The organism is Lentzea sp. NPDC054927, assembly GCF_053610285.1.
On the sequence record NZ_JBSGXZ010000028.1, the window covers coordinates 49,274 to 65,612 of the forward strand.

Annotated in this window: 12 protein-coding genes and 1 pseudogene; 5 read left to right on the plus strand and 8 right to left on the minus strand. The window is 68.0% G+C overall.

All coding sequences use genetic code 11. The annotated features are described in order from the left end of the window. Window positions 1-134: 134 nt before the first annotated feature. The gene (locus ACWGE0_RS29850; protein ID WP_452264220.1) at window positions 135-2,774 is read left to right on the plus strand and encodes a glycosyl hydrolase 2 galactose-binding domain-containing protein; all 2,640 of its coding nucleotides are present in this window, start codon (window positions 135-137) and stop codon (window positions 2,772-2,774) included. Here ACWGE0_RS29850 and ACWGE0_RS29855 read toward each other — a convergent pair. From ACWGE0_RS29855 to ACWGE0_RS29865, 3 genes are all read right to left on the minus strand, one after another. Then, window positions 2,771-4,570, minus strand: coding sequence for a glycoside hydrolase family 15 protein (locus tag ACWGE0_RS29855; protein ID WP_452264221.1), 1,800 nt, complete (start codon window positions 4,568-4,570; stop codon window positions 2,771-2,773). The genes ACWGE0_RS29850 and ACWGE0_RS29855 overlap by 4 nt on opposite strands. Window positions 4,571-4,590: 20 nt before the next feature. Continuing rightward, window positions 4,591-6,756: a putative bifunctional diguanylate cyclase/phosphodiesterase gene (locus ACWGE0_RS29860; RefSeq protein ID WP_452264222.1), complete on the minus strand. Its 2,166-nt coding sequence runs from the start codon at window positions 6,754-6,756 to the stop codon at window positions 4,591-4,593. Window positions 6,757-6,980: 224 nt separating this feature from the next. Then, a complete protein-coding gene (locus tag ACWGE0_RS29865) occupies window positions 6,981-7,799 on the minus strand; it encodes an SAM-dependent methyltransferase (protein ID WP_452264293.1) in 819 nt (272 codons plus the stop codon). A 90-nt stretch (window positions 7,800-7,889) separates the two neighbouring features. Here ACWGE0_RS29865 and ACWGE0_RS29870 point away from each other — a divergent pair, with 90 nt between their 5' ends. Both ACWGE0_RS29870 and ACWGE0_RS29875 read left to right on the plus strand, forming a co-directional pair. Next, window positions 7,890-8,816, plus strand: a complete 927-nt coding sequence (locus ACWGE0_RS29870; protein ID WP_452264223.1) for a pentapeptide repeat-containing protein — start codon at window positions 7,890-7,892, stop codon at window positions 8,814-8,816. Between the two features lie 256 nt (window positions 8,817-9,072). Next, window positions 9,073-9,525: pseudogene (locus tag ACWGE0_RS29875) on the plus strand (hypothetical protein); the annotation flags it as partial. Window positions 9,526-9,690: 165 nt separating this feature from the next. On the opposite strand, the gene ACWGE0_RS29880 reads toward ACWGE0_RS29875, so the two are convergent. Next, window positions 9,691-10,584 carry a LysR family transcriptional regulator gene (locus tag ACWGE0_RS29880; RefSeq protein WP_452264224.1) on the minus strand — a complete coding sequence of 298 codons (894 nt, stop codon included), beginning with the start codon at window positions 10,582-10,584 and terminating at the stop codon, window positions 9,691-9,693. Window positions 10,585-10,662: 78 nt separating this feature from the next. On the opposite strand from ACWGE0_RS29880, the gene ACWGE0_RS29885 reads away from it, so the two are divergent. Then, window positions 10,663-11,502 carry an aldo/keto reductase gene (locus ACWGE0_RS29885; RefSeq protein WP_452264225.1) on the plus strand — a complete coding sequence of 280 codons (840 nt, stop codon included), beginning with the start codon at window positions 10,663-10,665 and terminating at the stop codon, window positions 11,500-11,502. A 42-nt stretch (window positions 11,503-11,544) separates the two neighbouring features. Further along, a complete protein-coding gene (locus tag ACWGE0_RS29890; protein WP_452264226.1) occupies window positions 11,545-12,336 on the plus strand; it encodes a lysozyme in 792 nt (263 codons plus the stop codon). Window positions 12,337-12,355: 19 nt separating this feature from the next. Here the strand turns inward: ACWGE0_RS29890 and purL are convergent, their stop codons facing one another. From purL to ACWGE0_RS29910, 4 genes are all read right to left on the minus strand, one after another. Beyond that, on the minus strand, window positions 12,356-14,611 hold the full coding sequence (gene purL, locus ACWGE0_RS29895) for a phosphoribosylformylglycinamidine synthase subunit PurL (RefSeq protein ID WP_452264227.1): 2,256 nt from the start codon (window positions 14,609-14,611) through the stop codon (window positions 12,356-12,358). Continuing rightward, window positions 14,608-15,279, minus strand: coding sequence for a phosphoribosylformylglycinamidine synthase subunit PurQ (gene purQ / locus ACWGE0_RS29900; RefSeq protein ID WP_452264228.1), 672 nt, complete (start codon window positions 15,277-15,279; stop codon window positions 14,608-14,610). Before purQ ends, purL begins: the two co-directional genes overlap by 4 nt. Continuing rightward, a complete protein-coding gene (purS, locus tag ACWGE0_RS29905) occupies window positions 15,276-15,515 on the minus strand; it encodes a phosphoribosylformylglycinamidine synthase subunit PurS (RefSeq protein WP_030465889.1) in 240 nt (79 codons plus the stop codon). The genes purQ and purS overlap by 4 nt, the downstream gene beginning before the upstream one ends. 230 nt (window positions 15,516-15,745) lie before the next feature. Beyond that, window positions 15,746-16,285, minus strand: coding sequence for a DUF3800 domain-containing protein (locus tag ACWGE0_RS29910; protein WP_452264229.1), 540 nt, complete (start codon window positions 16,283-16,285; stop codon window positions 15,746-15,748). Between the last annotated feature and the right edge of the window lie 54 nt (window positions 16,286-16,339).

The window sequence follows — 16,339 nt, forward strand, 5'->3', positions numbered from 1 at the left end:
GATGGCCGGGCACGGAGTGTGGCGAACGATGTGTCCCGTGTCACCCATAAGGCGCATTGCCGGTGACCTCACAAAAAGGAAACCTTCTTTACGATACCCCGAAGCGCCGCCGCCCCGATGCGTCGAGGAGCGACATGCTGCGCAACCGACCACTACCGACACTGGTCGTGGCGGCGGTGGGCCTGGCCCTGCTGGTGCCAGGAACCTCAGCCAACGCGGGTCCCGTGCCCGGCACGGGAGCGGCGCTCAAGGTGGCCGCGAGCCCCGGAACGACCTCCACCATCCCCGACTGGCGGATGCAGACCAGCACCAAGGCCACGCAGGCCGGTGACGTGATCTCCGGACCGGCCTATTCGGACTCCGGGTGGATGACCGTGCCCGCGCGATCCACCGTGATGGCCGGTCTCATCGCCAACAACAAGTACGGGGACGTCAACTACTCGGACAACCTCAAGAAGGCCGTCCGCGGCGACTTCCAGGTGCCGTGGTGGTACCGCAAGGTCTTCCAGGCCGACCCGCAGCCGGGCGTCAACACGTTCCTCAAGCTCAACGGCGGCGTCATCTCCCGCGGTGAGATCTGGCTGAACGGCAAGAAGATCGCCGGCACCGACACGGTCATCGGCGCCTACCCGACCTACGAGTTCAACGTCACCAGCCTGCTGCGCAAGGGCGACAACGCGATCGCGATCAAGGCGTCGCCGGCCGACCCCGCCAAGGACCTGGTGATCCACTTCATCGACTGGTCCCAGCTCCCGCCCGACCGCAACCAGGGCCTGTTCCGCGACGTCGACCTGGTCGCGAGCGGCGCCGTCTCGTTGCGCGGCCTGCACGTGCTGTCCGACCTGCCGCTGCCGAACCTGAACAGCGCCACGGTCACCGTGAAGGTCGACGCGCGCAACAACACCGGCAGCGCGGTCACCACGACCGTCGCCGGCAGCGCGGCCGGCCAGAACTACAGCCAGAACGTGAGCCTCGCCGCGAACGAGACCAAGACGGTCACGTTCACGCTGAACGTCAGCAACCCGCAGATCTGGTGGCCGTACCAGATGGGCGCGCAGCCGTTGTACGACGCGACGGCCACCGCGACCGTTTCCGGGGCCAAGTCGGACGAGCAGAAGACCACGTTCGGCATCCGCGAGGTCACCTCGAAGATGATCAGCGGCAACATCCAGTACCAGATCAACGGCAAGCCGATCCTGATCCGCGGTGGCGGCTGGGCGTCGGACCTCTTCCTGCGCACCAACGTGCAGAAGATCGCCGACGAGATGATGCTGACGAAGTCCATGGGCCTCAACACGATCCGGCTCGAGGGCAAGCCCGAGAACGACGAGATCTACGACATGGCCGACCGCATGGGCATCCTGCTCATGACCGGCTGGGAGTGCTGCTCGAAGTGGCAGAACACCGGCGGGTTCTCCGCGGAGGACAAGAGGGTCGCCGGCGCGTCCGCCGAGGGTGAGGCCAAGCGGATTCGCAACCACCCCAGCGTGTTCACGTTCCTGGTCGGCTCGGACGAGGCCCCGGTGGCCGCCGTCGAGACGATCTACCTGGACGCGTTGAAGCGCGCTGACTGGCAGACGCCGATCGTCACCGCGGCCGCCCGCCGCAGCTCGCCGAAGCTCGGCGACTCCGGCATGAAGATGGACGGCCCGTACTGGTGGGAGCCGCCGGTCTACTGGTACAACAACCAAAAGGGCGGCAGCGCGGGCTTCGCGTCGGAGATCGGTCCCGGTCTCGCGATCCCGGAGATGGACGAGCTGAAGAAGTTCCTCAGCCAGTCCGAGATCAACAAGCTGACCGACTACAACGCCTCGCAGTACCACCTGTCGCCGTCCGGCAACTTCAGCAAGATCGGCTTCTGGGGCACGGCGCTCGACAACCGGTACGGCAAGCCGTCGAACGTCGACGACTTCGTCAAGAAGGCGCAGCTGCAGCAGTACGAGACGAACCGCGCGCAGTTCGAGGCGTTCGGCAGGGACTTCTCCGACACCGGCGCGAACCAGGCGCAGGGCGTCATCTACTGGATGCAGAACGACCCGTGGCCCAAGCTCTTCTGGCACCTCTACAACTACAACCTCGCGACCGCGGGTTCGTACTTCGGGGCCAAGACGGCCAACAAGGCGCTGCACGCCCAGTACTCCTACGACGACAAGTCGCTCGCCGTGGTGAACATGGGTCTGCAGGCGCAGGAGGGCCTCAGCCTCCAGGTGACGGTCTTCAACTCCGACGGCACCCAGAAGGCGAACGAGACGCGCCCGGTTCCGGCCAAGGCCAACGGTTCCGTGCGGGTCGGCAACGTGCCGCAGCCGTCGGGTCTGTCGCCGGCGTACTTCGTGCGGCTGCTGCTCAAGGACGCGAGCGGCAAGGAAGTCGACCGCAACGTCTACTGGCTGTCCACCAAGGCGGACACCCTGAACTACAACGGCGGCGACTGGTACTACACGCCGCAGGCCCAGTACACGGACCTGAAGACGTTGAGTTCGTTGAAGGCGGGCCAGGTCTCGGTGTCCACCGCCACGACGCCGGGCACGGACGGCAGGCAGGCCACGCACGTGACCATCAAGAACACCGGCACGTCCGTGGCGTTCTTCCTGCGCGCGTCACTGCGCAAGGGGCAGGGCGGCGCCGAGGTGCTGCCGGCCGACTGGACCGACAACTACATCACGCTGTTCCCCGGTGAGATCCAGACGATCCGGGCCGAGTACCGGGCGTCCGACCTCGGCGGCGCGCAGCCTGTGGTGGAGGTGTCCGGGCACAACGTTTCCAAGCGCTAGCTGCCGTAACGGTTCGCCACGACCGCGGGTCGTTCCACGGGACGGCCCGCGTCCAGCGACCACGCCAGCCGCACGTACTGCGCGTGCGTCCAGGCGAGTGGGGTGGCCGAGGTGGTCCCTCGGCCGTCCCACACCTGTTCGGGCAGCATGAGGCCGCTGTTGGCGGTGGCGGCGATTTCTTCGAGCCGCTTGGCAGCAGCGGCTTTCTGTCCGGCGAGCAGCTCGTACTCGCCGCGTTCGCCGCTCAGCAACGGCCACAACCGTCCGTACGTGCGGGTCGGCGTCGGCCAGTTGATGCCCCACGGCCTGCCGTCCACAGTCTCGCCGTAGCCGTCCTGCGTGAACCGGTGCCAGTAGCCCTGTTTCTTCAGCTGCTGGTCGACCACGGCGACGGTGTTGCGGATGACCTGGTCGTCAGCGCGTTTGACGCCGAGCCGCACCAGTTCGAGGAAGCTCGGGTCCACCACTGCCCGCTGGTCGATGTCCGTGGGGTTGTTGTCGCCGAGGTTGTACTTGGTCGGCGCGTCCGGCTTTCCGTCCTTGGTGAGCCGCAGGTAGTACGGCTTGGGGGCGTACGGTCCGGTGCTGGTCGCGGTCCAGCCCTCCACCTTGCGCTGCCACTCGTCGGCAGCTTTGAGGTACTTCTCCGCGTTCTCCCCGTTGCGCTGCAACAGATCCGCGAAGCACACAAGTCCAGCGATGACTGAGGCGATGGTCGCGGGCGAGTAGCCGTCCTGGTTCTCCCACCGCTCCTGCTCGCTGAACGGCGAGTTCGGGTAGCTCAGCAGGTAGTCGGCCGAGCGACGCAGTGAGTCCACTGTGGACTTGTCGCGGCGGCCCAGCTGGTGGGCCAGCAGCAGGGGCGCTGCGGTCTGATCCAGCTGGACCTTGGTCCACACCGGGGTGCCGTCGACCCGAGTGTTCTGCGGCAGGTGGCCGTCGGGCTGCTGTTGCTTCTGGAGCATGAAGTCCAGGGCGCGCCCGGCGAAACCGCGATCTCCAGCCGCGATCATGGCCGTGGACACGTGGTAGAGATCGCGCGGCCACACCAGCGCGTACGGGCCGAGTTCGGGCGCCAGCTCCCGGTCGAACCCGAAGGCCCACGGGAAGCTCGGCGACGCGATCGACGCGCCGGGGTTGGTCTTGTCCTCGGTCGCCGCCAGCACCATCACGGACATGTCGTAGAGCCGCCGGTCCGCCGACTTCGGCCGCTTCAGCCCGTCGAGGTAGTCGTGCCAGCCTCGCGCGTACTCCTTCGCGATGGCGCGGAATCCGCGGTCCAGCGCGGCCTGGGCGACGCCTTCGCCGAACCCGACCGCGAACGTGCCTTTCGCGTGCCGCACCGGCTCGGTGGGCAACGTGCTGGTCACGTCACTGGAACCCTTGATCCGCACGTGGTCGATCGACAACCGGACCGGACGCTCGGCCCTGACGGACACGTCCGCGAGCACGGCCGCACGCCGAGGATCGGTGACGTAGGTGATCTCAGCTCGCCAGCCGTCGCCGCGCAGCCGTTGCCGGAACGTCAGTGACCTGTCGTCTGCGGGCTCGGTGTACGCCTGACCAGGCTTTCCGTCGACCAGGAGCCGGGTCTCGCGGGTCGCGGGAGTGCTCAGGTCGGGGTAGAAGATCTCGGACAGGCCCTGGTGGCCGAGCGTGAACCACACCGGGCTGGCCGCGGACCTGGCCGTGCCGAAGGCCTGTTTGTCGGCGGGCAGCGGGACGACGTCCGCGGCGGCGCGGGCGACCGGAGTCATGGTGACGAGCAGGAGCACGACCAGGGCCAATGACTTCATGGCCTTGGGAGTTCCCCGAGCTAGAGATCACCACGCAGGAGGCTGTCGATGTTCTCCGGCGGACCGGGCCTGGCGAAGAACCAGCCCTGCCCCGTGTCACATCCCAGCCGCAGCAAGCGGGCCGCCTGAGCCGGCGTCTCCACACCCTCCGCCGTCACACCCAACGACAGCGCGTGCGCGAGCTGCACCAGGGTCGCCACGATCTGCGAGTCGACCGGGTCTTCCTCGTTCTCGGCCCGCAGCCCCTCCATGAACGAGCCAGCGATCTTCAGCTCGTGCACGGGCAGGTGCTTGAGGTAGGCCAGGTTGGAATACCCGGTGCCGAAGTCGTCGATCGCGATGCGCACACCCATGTCGCACAACGCCCGCAGCGCTTCCAGGGGCTCGTCCGCGGTGCCCATGATCGCCGACTCGGTCAGTTCCAGCTGCAGGTGGTGCGGCGGCAGGGCGCACTCGTCGAGGATGCGCTTGACGTCGCGGACCAGTTCGGGGTCGCGGGACTGGCGCACGGCCAGGTTCACCGACACGAACGGTGCCGCGTCACCGAACTCGACCAGCCAACGCCGTGCTTCCTCGCACGCCTTGCGCAGCACCCACCGTCCTAACGGGACGATGAGGCCGGTTTCCTCGGCCAGCTCGATGAAACGGTCCGGTGCCAGCCGGCCGAACTCCGGGTGTTGCCAGCGCACCAGGGCTTCCACGCCGGTGACCGTGGAGTCCTCCAGCCGCACCAACGGCTGGTACTCGACGTAGAACTCGCCGCGTTCCAACGCGCGCGGCATCGTCGCGGACAGGGTGAACCGGGCCACCTCGCGGGCGTTGCGTTCCGGGTCGTACAGCGCCCAGCGCGCCTTGCCGTCCGCCTTGGCCCAGTAGAGCGTGATGTCCGCGTCGCGCATGAGGTCGGCGGAGGTGGTGCCGGAGAGCTGCCGTTCGACGATGCCGATGGACGCCGAGACCGACAGCTCGTGGCCGGCGATGCGGATCGGCGCCTCCAGTTCGGTCAGCACGCGGTCCGCCACGTCGACGATGTCCTGTTCACCGGCCGAGCCCTCGACCAGGATCACGAACTCGTCGCCGCCCATCCGCGCGACCAGCTTGCCCTCGCCTGACACCGAGTGGTCGAGCCGGCGGCCCACCTCGACCAGGAGCTGATCTCCTATGTCGTGGCCCAGCGAGTCGTTGATGACCTTGAAGCCGTCCAGGTCGAGGTAACAGAGGCCGGCTCGCACGTGCTTGGCGCGGTTGTTGAACACGCGGCCGAGTCGCTCCAGGAACAGCGCGCGGTTCGGCAGGCCGGTCAGCGGGTCGTGCAGCGCCTGGTAGCGCAGGCGGTTCTGCAGCAGGTGGCGGTCGGTGACGTCCTCGATCATCGCGACCTGGTACTGCGGCTCGCCGTGGTCGTCGCGGACCAGGGACAGGGTCAGGTGCGTCCACACCTGTTCGCCGTCCGCCCGGTGGAACCGCTTCTCGGCGCGGTAGTGGTCGCACTCGCCGGCGATGAGCTGGTCGTAGAGCCGCCACACGCTGCCCGCGTCCTCGGGGTGCATGAGGTCGCGCACGTTGTACTGGCGCATCTCCTCGACGCTGAACCCGAGCATGTCCTGCAGGGCCTGGTTGACGTCCAGTATCCGGCCGTCGATGTCCGCGATGCCGATGCCGATCGCGGCCTCGGTGAACATCGCGCGGAACCGGGCCTCCGAGGCCCGCAGCATCGACTCGGCCTGGTCGCGGGCGTCCAGGACGGCCGCCCTGATCGCCTCCTGCTCGGCGAGCGTGCGTTCGCGCAGTGCGCGGGCATATCCAGCGGCCAGCGCACCCTGCAGGGCCGCCAGACGGGACTGCAGGCGGTCGTCGCCGGGGAAGCCCAACTCGGTCAGCAGGTCGTCACCCAGCAGCTGGACGGTGCGGCCCAGCGTGTCGGTGCCGGTGAAGTGCGCGTCGACCAGCCGTGAGCCGATCTCGTAGCCGGGTGCCGTGCGGAACGGGCTCGCGAACAGCGCCTCGACCAGCATCTCGGTGAGGTCCTGCAGGTGCTGCGCGACCTCGGCGCGGGTCATCGGCACGTAGCTCGACCCGATCACGGCCGTGGCCCAGCTGCGCGCGAACGACTTGGCACCGGCCAAAACGGCCGGGTCCAAAGGAGAGCGATCCTCACGCACTCGCTGGTCAACCCGTTCGGTCATCTGCTCGGCCCTAACGCCACGAACGCGCAGCATACGGGCGGTCGCCGTGAGTCGTCACCCACAGTCCGTGTCCGGCAGGTCGCGTCCGCGACAGCCGCGCCCGAGGGGGCCGCTGACGGCACCGCCGCAACCCCCGAATACGCCCGGTATGAGGGGATCGCGGCGGCACCGCCAGCGGCCCTCTCGGACGTGCCTCTCATCGAACGCGACCTACCGGACACGACCTACGCCTTCCGGCCTACCGCCGCGAAGCCCGGGAAGGCCCTCCCGAACTCCTCGACGTCGTCCACCGACTCCGGGCGCCACGCCGGAACGCGCACGACTCCCGGCTCGACCAGCTCGAAACCCTTGAACAGGCGGGTCACCTCTGACCTGTTGCGCAAAGTCGTCGTGGTGACGCCGCGGTCGTAGATCTTGCGCGCCTCCCGCGAGGCGACCGGAACCTCGTCCGACTCGTCGTAACCGGCGTGGGAGACCGCCAGGAAACTGCCGGGAGCGAGGCGGTCTCGATAGTCGCCGACGATGCCCTCCGGGTCTTCCTCGTCCGACACGAAGTGCAGCAGCGCGATCATCAGGACCGCGATCGGCTGGTCGAAGTCGAGCTGCTCGGCGACCTCCTTCGAGGCCAGCACGGTCGCCGTGTCGCGGACGTCGGCCTGCAGCACGCTCACCTGGTCGTTGCCGGTGAGCAGCGAGCGGCTGTGCGCGACGGCGACCGAGTCGATGTCGACGTAGACGACGCGGGCGCCGGGGTCGGTGGCCTGCGCGATCTCGTGCACGTTGCCCACGGTCGGGATGCCGGAACCGAGGTCGAGGAACTGCCGGACGCCGGCGCCGACCAGGTAGCGGACGGCCCTGCGGAGGAACGCGCGGTGGTTCAGCACGACGCTGCGGACCTGCGGCATCGTCTCCAGGGTCTGCTGCGCGATGGCGCGGTCGGCGGCGAAGTTGTGCGCGCCACCTAACCAGTAGTCGTAGACGCGGGCGACGCTCGGCCGTTCCAGGTCGATGTCCCCCGGCGCCCAGTTCGGCCGCTCCACCAGCTCACCTCGTTCGCGATCGGAGAGGTTCAACCCCATCATCTGCCGATAAGTCAGCCTGGCACACCACCTGCTTGGCAGAATGCCGATCTCGTGAGGTTCCTGCCGGCCGCCGGTGCGCGCAAGCACCGCCGCGCGCAAAGTTTGCTGCTCGTGACCATTCTCGCGTCGCTGGGCGCGTTTGCCCTGGTCGGTGGCGCCCTGCTGCTCATCGACCCCGGCGCGCCCAAGCACGAGGCGATCAAAACAGGTGGCCTCGCGGGCGGCGCGATCGTGGCGCTGTACGCGTTGTGGCTCAACGACCGGCGGCGCAAGGTCGAGGAGGCCCGCCAGGAGCTCGAGAGCCAGCGCATCGAGCACGACAGGTCCCGCGTGGCCGACGAACGGTTCGCGCGCGCCGTGGAGCTGCTGGGGCACGACGCCGCGCAGGTGCGGGTGGGCGCGATGCACGCGCTGGCCGGCCTCGCGAAGTCCCGGCCGGAATACACGCAAACCGTGCTCGACATCCTCTGCGCCTACCTGCGCCGGCCGTTCCAGCACCACGAGGACGACCTGGAGGACTTCGACGCCGTGCAGAACGAGATCGAGCTGGAGGTCCGGCTCACCTCGCAGCGGCTGATCGAGGACCTGCTGCCACGCGTCGAGGAGAAGGACCCGGTCCGCTACGACCTCAACCTCACCAAGGCGCACCTCGAGTACATGGACCTGTCGTACCGGCACGTCGGCGACCTGATCCTGCGCGTCGCCCGGCTCAACGAGGCGAACGCGTTCCACCACATGGTGATCCACGGCGACGTCTACCTCACCGAGGTCGAGTCGACCGGCCGGTTCTACATGCACCACACCGAAGTCCGCGGCAAGGCGTGGTTCAGCCGGTTCAAGGCTCGCGGCCTCGCGGTGCTCACCGAGTCGAAGTTTCTGGGCGAGACCAAGTTCAAGGGCTCGGAGTGGACGGACGTGAAGGCGGACGGCTGTACGTTCGCGATGAAGGCCGAGCTACCCGAAGCGTGGAGGAACTGACGTGAAGTGGCTGTTCGCGGTCGTCATGGCCGCGGTCGTCACGGCCGCAACCGCGGTCCTGCTGTACTTGCTGCGCGCACCCGCGGTCGAGATGGTGAAGACCGCCGGCGTGGCCGGCGGTGCCGTCGTCGCGCTCTACGCGTTGTGGCTCAACGACCGGAAGCACTTCCTGGAGAGCGAAAAAGTCGCCGACGAACGGTTCGCGCGCTCGGTCGAGTTGCTCGGCAACGAGGCCGACCAGGTGCGGGTGGGCGCGATGCACGCGCTGGCGTGGCTGGCGAAGTCGACCCCGCGATACCGGCAGACCGTGATCGACGTGCTGTGCGCATACCTGCGTCGTCCCTTCGAGCACCCCGCTCATCTGGCCAGGCCGGAGGACCCGGACCAGGACTTCAGCGCAGAGGTGTCGCCGGAGATCCGGCTGGAGCACCAGGTTCGGCAGACCGCGCAACGGTTGATCAAGGACACGCTGTCGTGGGGGAAGAAGCGCAAGCACGACCACCTCGACCTGGACCTGACCGGTGCGAGCCTCGAGTACTTCTCGCTGGACGGCAGGCACGTCAACAGGTTCGTCGCCCGGCGCGCGCAGTTCTACGGCATCACGAACCTGCGCAACATGCACGTGCAGCGGGTGACGCTGTTCTCCGGCGGCAAGTTCCACGGCAGGTTGCAAATGGCCAACGCGACGTTCGAGCACGGGGTCTCGTTCCAGGAAGTCACCTTCGCCGGTGAGGTGGAGCTCAGCAACCCCAAGGACGGCGTCTCGAAGGTCGGCAACTTCTGCCACCCGTCCAACCAGCCGCCCGCACACCAGACCGGTGAGATGGAGGTGCTGGAGGGCACCGAGTTCCGCAGGCCCGCGACCGGCTGGCAGCTAACCGGCCACACGGAGGCGGCCGGACTTGGCCTCTCCGACCATGTCCAGCAGAACGCTCGCGGCGGCGCTGACGGTGTTGCCGGTGACGACCACCGTCTCGGCAACGGGCAGGTCGCCGCGAAGGCTGACGAAGCACGCGCGGTTCGTCTTGACGACGAAGGACTGCGGGACTAGCGCGACCCCCAGGCCGAACCCGACGAAGTCCAGGAGCGAGTGCACGTCGTTGACCTCGACGGCGACGTGCCGCTCGACACCGGCAGCGGCGAGCATGCGGTCGACGTCGTCCCGCGTGCCCCAGTCCGGGTTGAAGTCGACGAAAGCCTGCCCGGCGAGCTCCTCCAGTCCGACGAAGTCCCTGTCGGCGAACGGACTTCCCACCGCGCACGCGAGCATGAGCGGTTCACTGGCCAAAGTGGACACCCGCAGGTCGTCCGCGATCTTCGGCTGCCGCGTGACGAACGCGAGGTCGAGCCGGCCCGCCCGGACCTCCTCGACCAGTTCGGCGTTGCCGGACTGGCGCATCCGGATCTCCACACCGGGGTGGATCTCGTGGAACCGCGCCAGCACCGCGGGCAGGTGCACCACGTGCAGGCACTGCAGGCTGCCGACGGACAACGTGCCGCGCAGCAGCCCCTGCACCGCGGCGACGGCGTCTCTGGCCGACTCGACGCTGCTCAGAGCCCGGCGCGCCTCCGGCAGCAGGGCACGGCCGGCCTGGGTCAGCTCGACCTGGCGGGTGGTGCGCAGGAACAGCGGCGCGCCCAGCTCCACCTCGAGCGCCCGGATCGACGCTGACAGCCCCGACTGGGAGACGTGCATCCGGCGCGCTGCCCTCGTGAAATGACACTCGTCGGCGACCGCGAGGAAGTACTCCAGCTGTCTGAGTTCCACGATTCATCACCCCCAGTGCTCAATGAGATCACTTCTTTGCGTTGGACAGCTTAATCCAGAGGGTCCAGAGTGGAGTACATGCAGAAGCGTCGTATCGGAGAAGTGGAAGTCAGTGCCATCGGCCTGGGCGGCATGCCCATCTCCGTCCAGGGGAGGCCGGACCGCGCGCGGGCGATCGAGACCATCCACGCCGCACTGGACGCGGGCGTGACGTTCATCGACACCGCCGACGCCTACTCGCTCGACGACACCGACTTCGGCCACAACGAGGAGCTGATCGCCGAGGGGCTCAAGGGCCGCTCGGAAGAGGTGTTCGTGGCGACCAAGGGCGGTCACACGCGGGTGGCAGGCGGTGGCTGGGAGCTCGACGGACGCCCGGAGTACCTGCTCAAGGCCGTGGACGCGTCGTTGCGGCGGCTCGGCGTCGACCAGATCTTCCTGTACCAGTTCCACCGGCCTGATCCGAAGACGCCGATCGCGGAGTCGGTCGGCGCGCTGAAGGAGCTGCTGGACAACGGCAAGATCCGCTACGCGGGCGTCTCGAACTTCAACCCGGACGAGATCGTGCAGGCCAACGAGATCCTGGGCGGGCGCCTCGCGGCCGTGCAGAACCAGTTCTCGCCGGTGTTCCGATCGAGCGAACCCGAACTGGAGCTGTGCGCGAAGCTCGGCATCGCGTTCCTGCCGTGGAGCCCGTTCGGCGGCATCGGCAAGGCGGGTGCGCTGAGCGGCCCGTTCAAGGAGGTCGGCGACGTGCACGGGGTCAGCGCCCACCAGGTCTGTCTTGCGTGGATGCTGGCGAAGTCAGAAGTGGTAGTCCCCATTCCGGGTGCTTCTCGACCGGCGAGCATCCGGGATTCCGCCTCCGCCACCCACCTGGAGTTGACCGAGGACGAGCTGGCCCGCCTGGACGGGTGACCCCGGTGGCAAATTAGGACAAATGGTCGGACGATCTACTCCATGCGGACCTTGATCAGCATCGTGGCGATCGTCGCCGGCCTCTCGCCGGCACCCGCGTCCGCGGCGCCCTTGCCCGAGGGCTCCGCGGACCACACCGCGGGTTCCCAGATCCTCAAGCACGAAGGCACCGGCGATCTGCGCTCGGCGGAGTCGCCACCGACAGACGGCAAAGTCCCGGGGATGGACGTCAGCAGCCACCAGGGCGACGTCGACTGGAAGTCCTCCTGGGACAAAGGCGCCCGGTTCGCCTACGTCAAGGCGACCGAGGGCACCCACTACCGGAACCCGAAGTTCACCCAGCAGTACAACGGCTCCCTCAACATCGGCATGATCCGCGGCGCCTACCACTTCGCGCTGCCCGACCGTGCCGACGGCGTCGCGCAGGCGAACTTCTTCGTCAACAACGGCGGTGGCTGGACGCCCGACGGCAAGACGCTGCCTCCCGCGCTGGACATGGAGTACAACCCGTACGGCGAGACTTGCTACAACATGAGCCAGGCCGCCATGACCGCGTGGGTGAAGGCGTTCAGCGACACGGTCTTCGCGCGCACCAAGCGTCATCCGGCCATCTACACGTCCACGAGCTGGTGGAACAAGTGCGTCGGCGGCTCGGTGAAGTTCGGGGACAACAACCCGCTGTGGGTCGCGCACTACAACTCGAAGCTGGGCCCGCTCCCGCTCGGGTTCGACTTCCACACGATCTGGCAGTGGCAGGCGGCCGGACTGTTCCCCGGCGACCAGAACCTGTTCAACGGCAAGTTCGAGCAGCTCCAGCGCATCGCCGCCAGCTGACGGCGATGCGCTGGAACAGTTAGTCGAACAGGGCGGGCAGAGTGCCTTCCCAGGCCTCGCGGAGCTCGTCCAGCGGGAGTTCGCCGAGGCCCTGGATCTCCAGCGCGTTCGACTCCGGGTCGACGACGCCGACCTTGCGCCACGGCAGACGGCGTGCGGTGCACATGTCGGTGAAGCGCTGCTCCTCGGTCCGCGGCACGGCGACCAGCACCCGGCCGGCGGACTCGCTGAACAGCTCGGTGAACAGGTCGCCCTGCAGGAACACCCGCGCGCCCACCTCGCCGATCAGGCACGTCTCGACCAGCGCCTGGGCCAGACCGCCCTCTGACAGGTCGTGCGCGGCGGAGACCATGCCGTCCCGCGAGCCCGCGACGAGGACCTGGCCGAGCAGCTTCTCGCGTTGCAGATCGGCCTTCGGCGGCAGTCCGCCGAGGTGGCCGTGGACGTGGTGCGCCCACTCCGACCCGCCGAACTCGTCGCGCGTCTCGCCGAGCAGCAGCAGCGTCTCGCCGGCCTCTGCCCCGATCCCGGTGGGGATGCGGCGCCGCACGTCGTCGATCACGCCCAGCACGCCCACGACCGGCGTCGGCAGGATCGCCGTGGAGCCGGTCTGGTTGTAGAAGCTGACGTTGCCGCCGGTCACCGGGATGCCGAGCTCCGCGCAGCCGTCCGCGAGGCCCTTCACGGCCTGCTCGAACTGCCACATGACCGCCGGGTCCTCCGGCGAGCCGAAGTTGAGGCAGTTCGTGACGGCGACCGGCGTGGCACCGGTAGCTGCGACGTTGCGGTAGGCCTCGGCCAACGCGAGCTTCGCGCCCTCGTACGGGTCGAGCTTGGTGTAGCGGCCGTTGCAGTCCGTCGAGAGAGCGACACCTCGGCCGGTCTCCTCGTCGATCCGGATCATGCCGCCGTCGCTCGGCTGCGCGAGAACCGTGCCGCCGCGGACGTACCGGTCGTACTGCTGGGTGACCCACTTCTTGGAGGCCAGGTTGGGGCTGGCCGCCATGGTCTTGATCAGCTCGAGCAGGTTCTCCGGCCTTTCGAGGCTGTCCGGCGTGTTCGCCTGCAGCTCGTCCTGGTCGGCAGGGCGCTGGATCGGCCGGTGGTAGACCGGGCCCTCGTGGGCGACGGTGCGCGGCGGCACGTCCACGACGACCTCGCCGTCGTAGGTGATCACCAGCCGGTCGCCGTCGGTCACCTCACCGATCTCGGTGGCGATGACGTCCCACTTCGCGCAGACCTCCATGAACGCCTCGACGTTCGCCGGCTCGACGACCGCGCACATGCGTTCCTGGGACTCGCTGGAGAGGATCTCCGCCGGGGTCATGCCGGTCGCCCTGAGCGGGACGCGCTCGAGGTAGACGTGCATGCCACCGTCACCCGCGGACGCCAGCTCGCTCGTCGCGCAGGACAGACCCGCGCCGCCGAGGTCCTGGATGCCGGCGACGATGCCCTTCTCGAACAGCTCGAGCGAGCACTCGATCAGCACCTTCTCCGTGAACGGGTCGCCGACCTGCACGGACGGCAGCTTCTTGCGCTTGCCGGCGCTGTCGTCGAACGTCTCGCTCGCCAGGACGCTGACCCCGCCGATGCCGTCGAGGCCGGTGCGCGCGCCGTAGAGGATGACCTTGTTGCCGGTGCCGCTCGCGTGCGCGAGGTGCAGGTCCTCGACCCGCATCGCACCGACGCACAGGGCGTTGACCAGCGGGTTGCCCTGGTAGGACTCGTCGAACACGACCTCGCCGCCGATGTTCGGCAGGCCGAGGCAGTTCCCGTAACCGCCGACGCCAGCGACGATGCCGGGGAGGACGCGTTTCGTGTCCGGCGCGTCCGGCCTGCCGAACCGCAGGGGGTCCATGACCGCGAGCGGCCGGGCACCCATGGCGAGGATGTCGCGCACGATGCCGCCGACCCCCGTGGCCGCGCCCTGGTAGGGCTCGACGTACGACGGGTGGTTGTGGCTCTCCAGCTTGAACGTGACCGCCCAGCCGTCACCGATGTCGACGACGCCGGCGTTCTCCCCGATGCCCGCGAGCATCTTGCTGCGCATCTCGTCGGTCGTGGTGTCGCCGAAGTACTTCAGGTGCACCTTGGACGACTTGTAGGAGCAGTGCTCGCTCCACATAACCGAGTACATCGCGAGCTCGGCATCAGTGGGGCGCCTTCGCAGGATCTCCTTGATGCGCGCGTACTCGTCGTCCTTCAGGCCCAGCTCCCGGTAGGGCTGCTCCTGGTCAGGCGTGTTCTCCGCGTTCTTGACGGTGTCGATGCTCATGCGTTCACCACCGTGTCGAGCAGGGACAGGAACATGCCCAGTCCGTCGTCCGTCGGCCCGGTGAGCGCGTCGATCGCGTGCTCGGGGTGCGGCATGAGGCCGACGACGTTGCCCCTGGCGTTGCTGATGCCCGCGATGTTGTTGCGGCTGCCGTTCGGGTTCTCGCCGACGTACCGGAAGACGACCCTGCCGTCACCTTCGAGTTGTTCAAGGGTTTGGGCGTCGGCCTGGTACCCGCCCTCGCCGGACTTCAACGGCACGAGGATCTCGGCTCCGAGGTCGTACCTGCCGGTCCACGCGGTGGTGTTGTTCTCGACCTTCAGCCACTGGTCGCGGCACACGAAGTGCAGCTTGTGGTTGCGGACGAGCGCCCCCGGCAGCAGATGCGCCTCGGCGAGGATCTGAAAGCCGTTGCAGATGCCGAGAACCGGCATCCCCTTGTTCGCGGCCTCGATCACTTCCTGCATGACCGGCGCGAACCGCGCGATGGCGCCACACCGCAGGTAGTCGCCGTACGAGAACCCACCGGGCACGATGACCGCGTCAACGCCCTTGAGGTCGTGATCGCCGTGCCACAACGGCACAGCCTCCCCGTCCGCGTACCTGACGGCGCGCAGTGCGTCCACGTCGTCGAGCGTGCCGGGAAAGGTGATGACACCGACCCTCATGCCTCGACCCTGCGCACGGTCCAGTCCTCGATCACAGGATTGGCGAGGAAGGTCTCGGCGATCTTGGCGAGCGTGGCGTCGTCGACGTCGTCGGCGACCTCCAGCTCGAAGTGCTTGCCCTGACGGACGGCGGTGATGCCGTCAAAGCCGAGGCGCGGCAGGGCGTTCGCCACCGCCTGGCCTTGGGGGTCGAGAATTTCGGGCTTCGGCATGACGTCGACGACGACTCGGGCCACGACAGACTGCTCCCGGGTTTGAGGGGCTGGCGGTACCTCGAGAGCCTATCTGACCTGTGCGTTCATCCTCCCGGCACGTGTGCGGGGGCACATCGTCACGGACTCACCACCGGGTGAACGACCTTGCCTCGGCGGCGCCGTTTGGTAGAGTTGGAGGCAGCCGAGGCCCGTAAGCCGAGGAAGTGTACCCAGCCCACGTCCGGACGGTCGGCGGCTGGGTATCGCGCTTTCTAGGGGCAGTCCAGTTCGACGATCGACTCGACGACTGGCATCACCCGCTCCCGCCATTCACCGCCGGAGCCGTAGCACCACGCCACGACGTCCGCGATCCACAGCAGCTCCTCGTTGGTGCTGCGGCAGTGCTCGTAGACGAGATTCGTGGACAACGCGTCGTGGCCCAACGATGTGCGAATCGTCAGGGCATCATGCCGATCCCGCTGGTCGCGCGAGTCGAGGACCATCCGATGGGCGTCGACGTCCAACAGGTCGGTGACGAGCCGCGCGAGGCACGTTTGGCGCGCCTGCTCGTCACCCCGGTCGCAGCTCCGCGTGTACAGCCGCACGGAGACCTGCTCCGCGACCAGCCGGGAAACGATCATCTTACGTCGGCTGGGTGTCTCCTTCTTGCAGTGCAGCTCGTGCTGTCCTGGCATCAGCAAACCACGCAGGGCTTTGCGGAACTGGTGCAACCGGCCGGGCGAAACCAGGGCTACGGCCAGCAGGTAGGTGTTGTTTCGCCGCGACTCGTCGACGAAGGCGTGCAGACTCACGGAACGTCCATCGGCCGGGCCCGAACGATACTTGATCAAACCCATACCAACGAG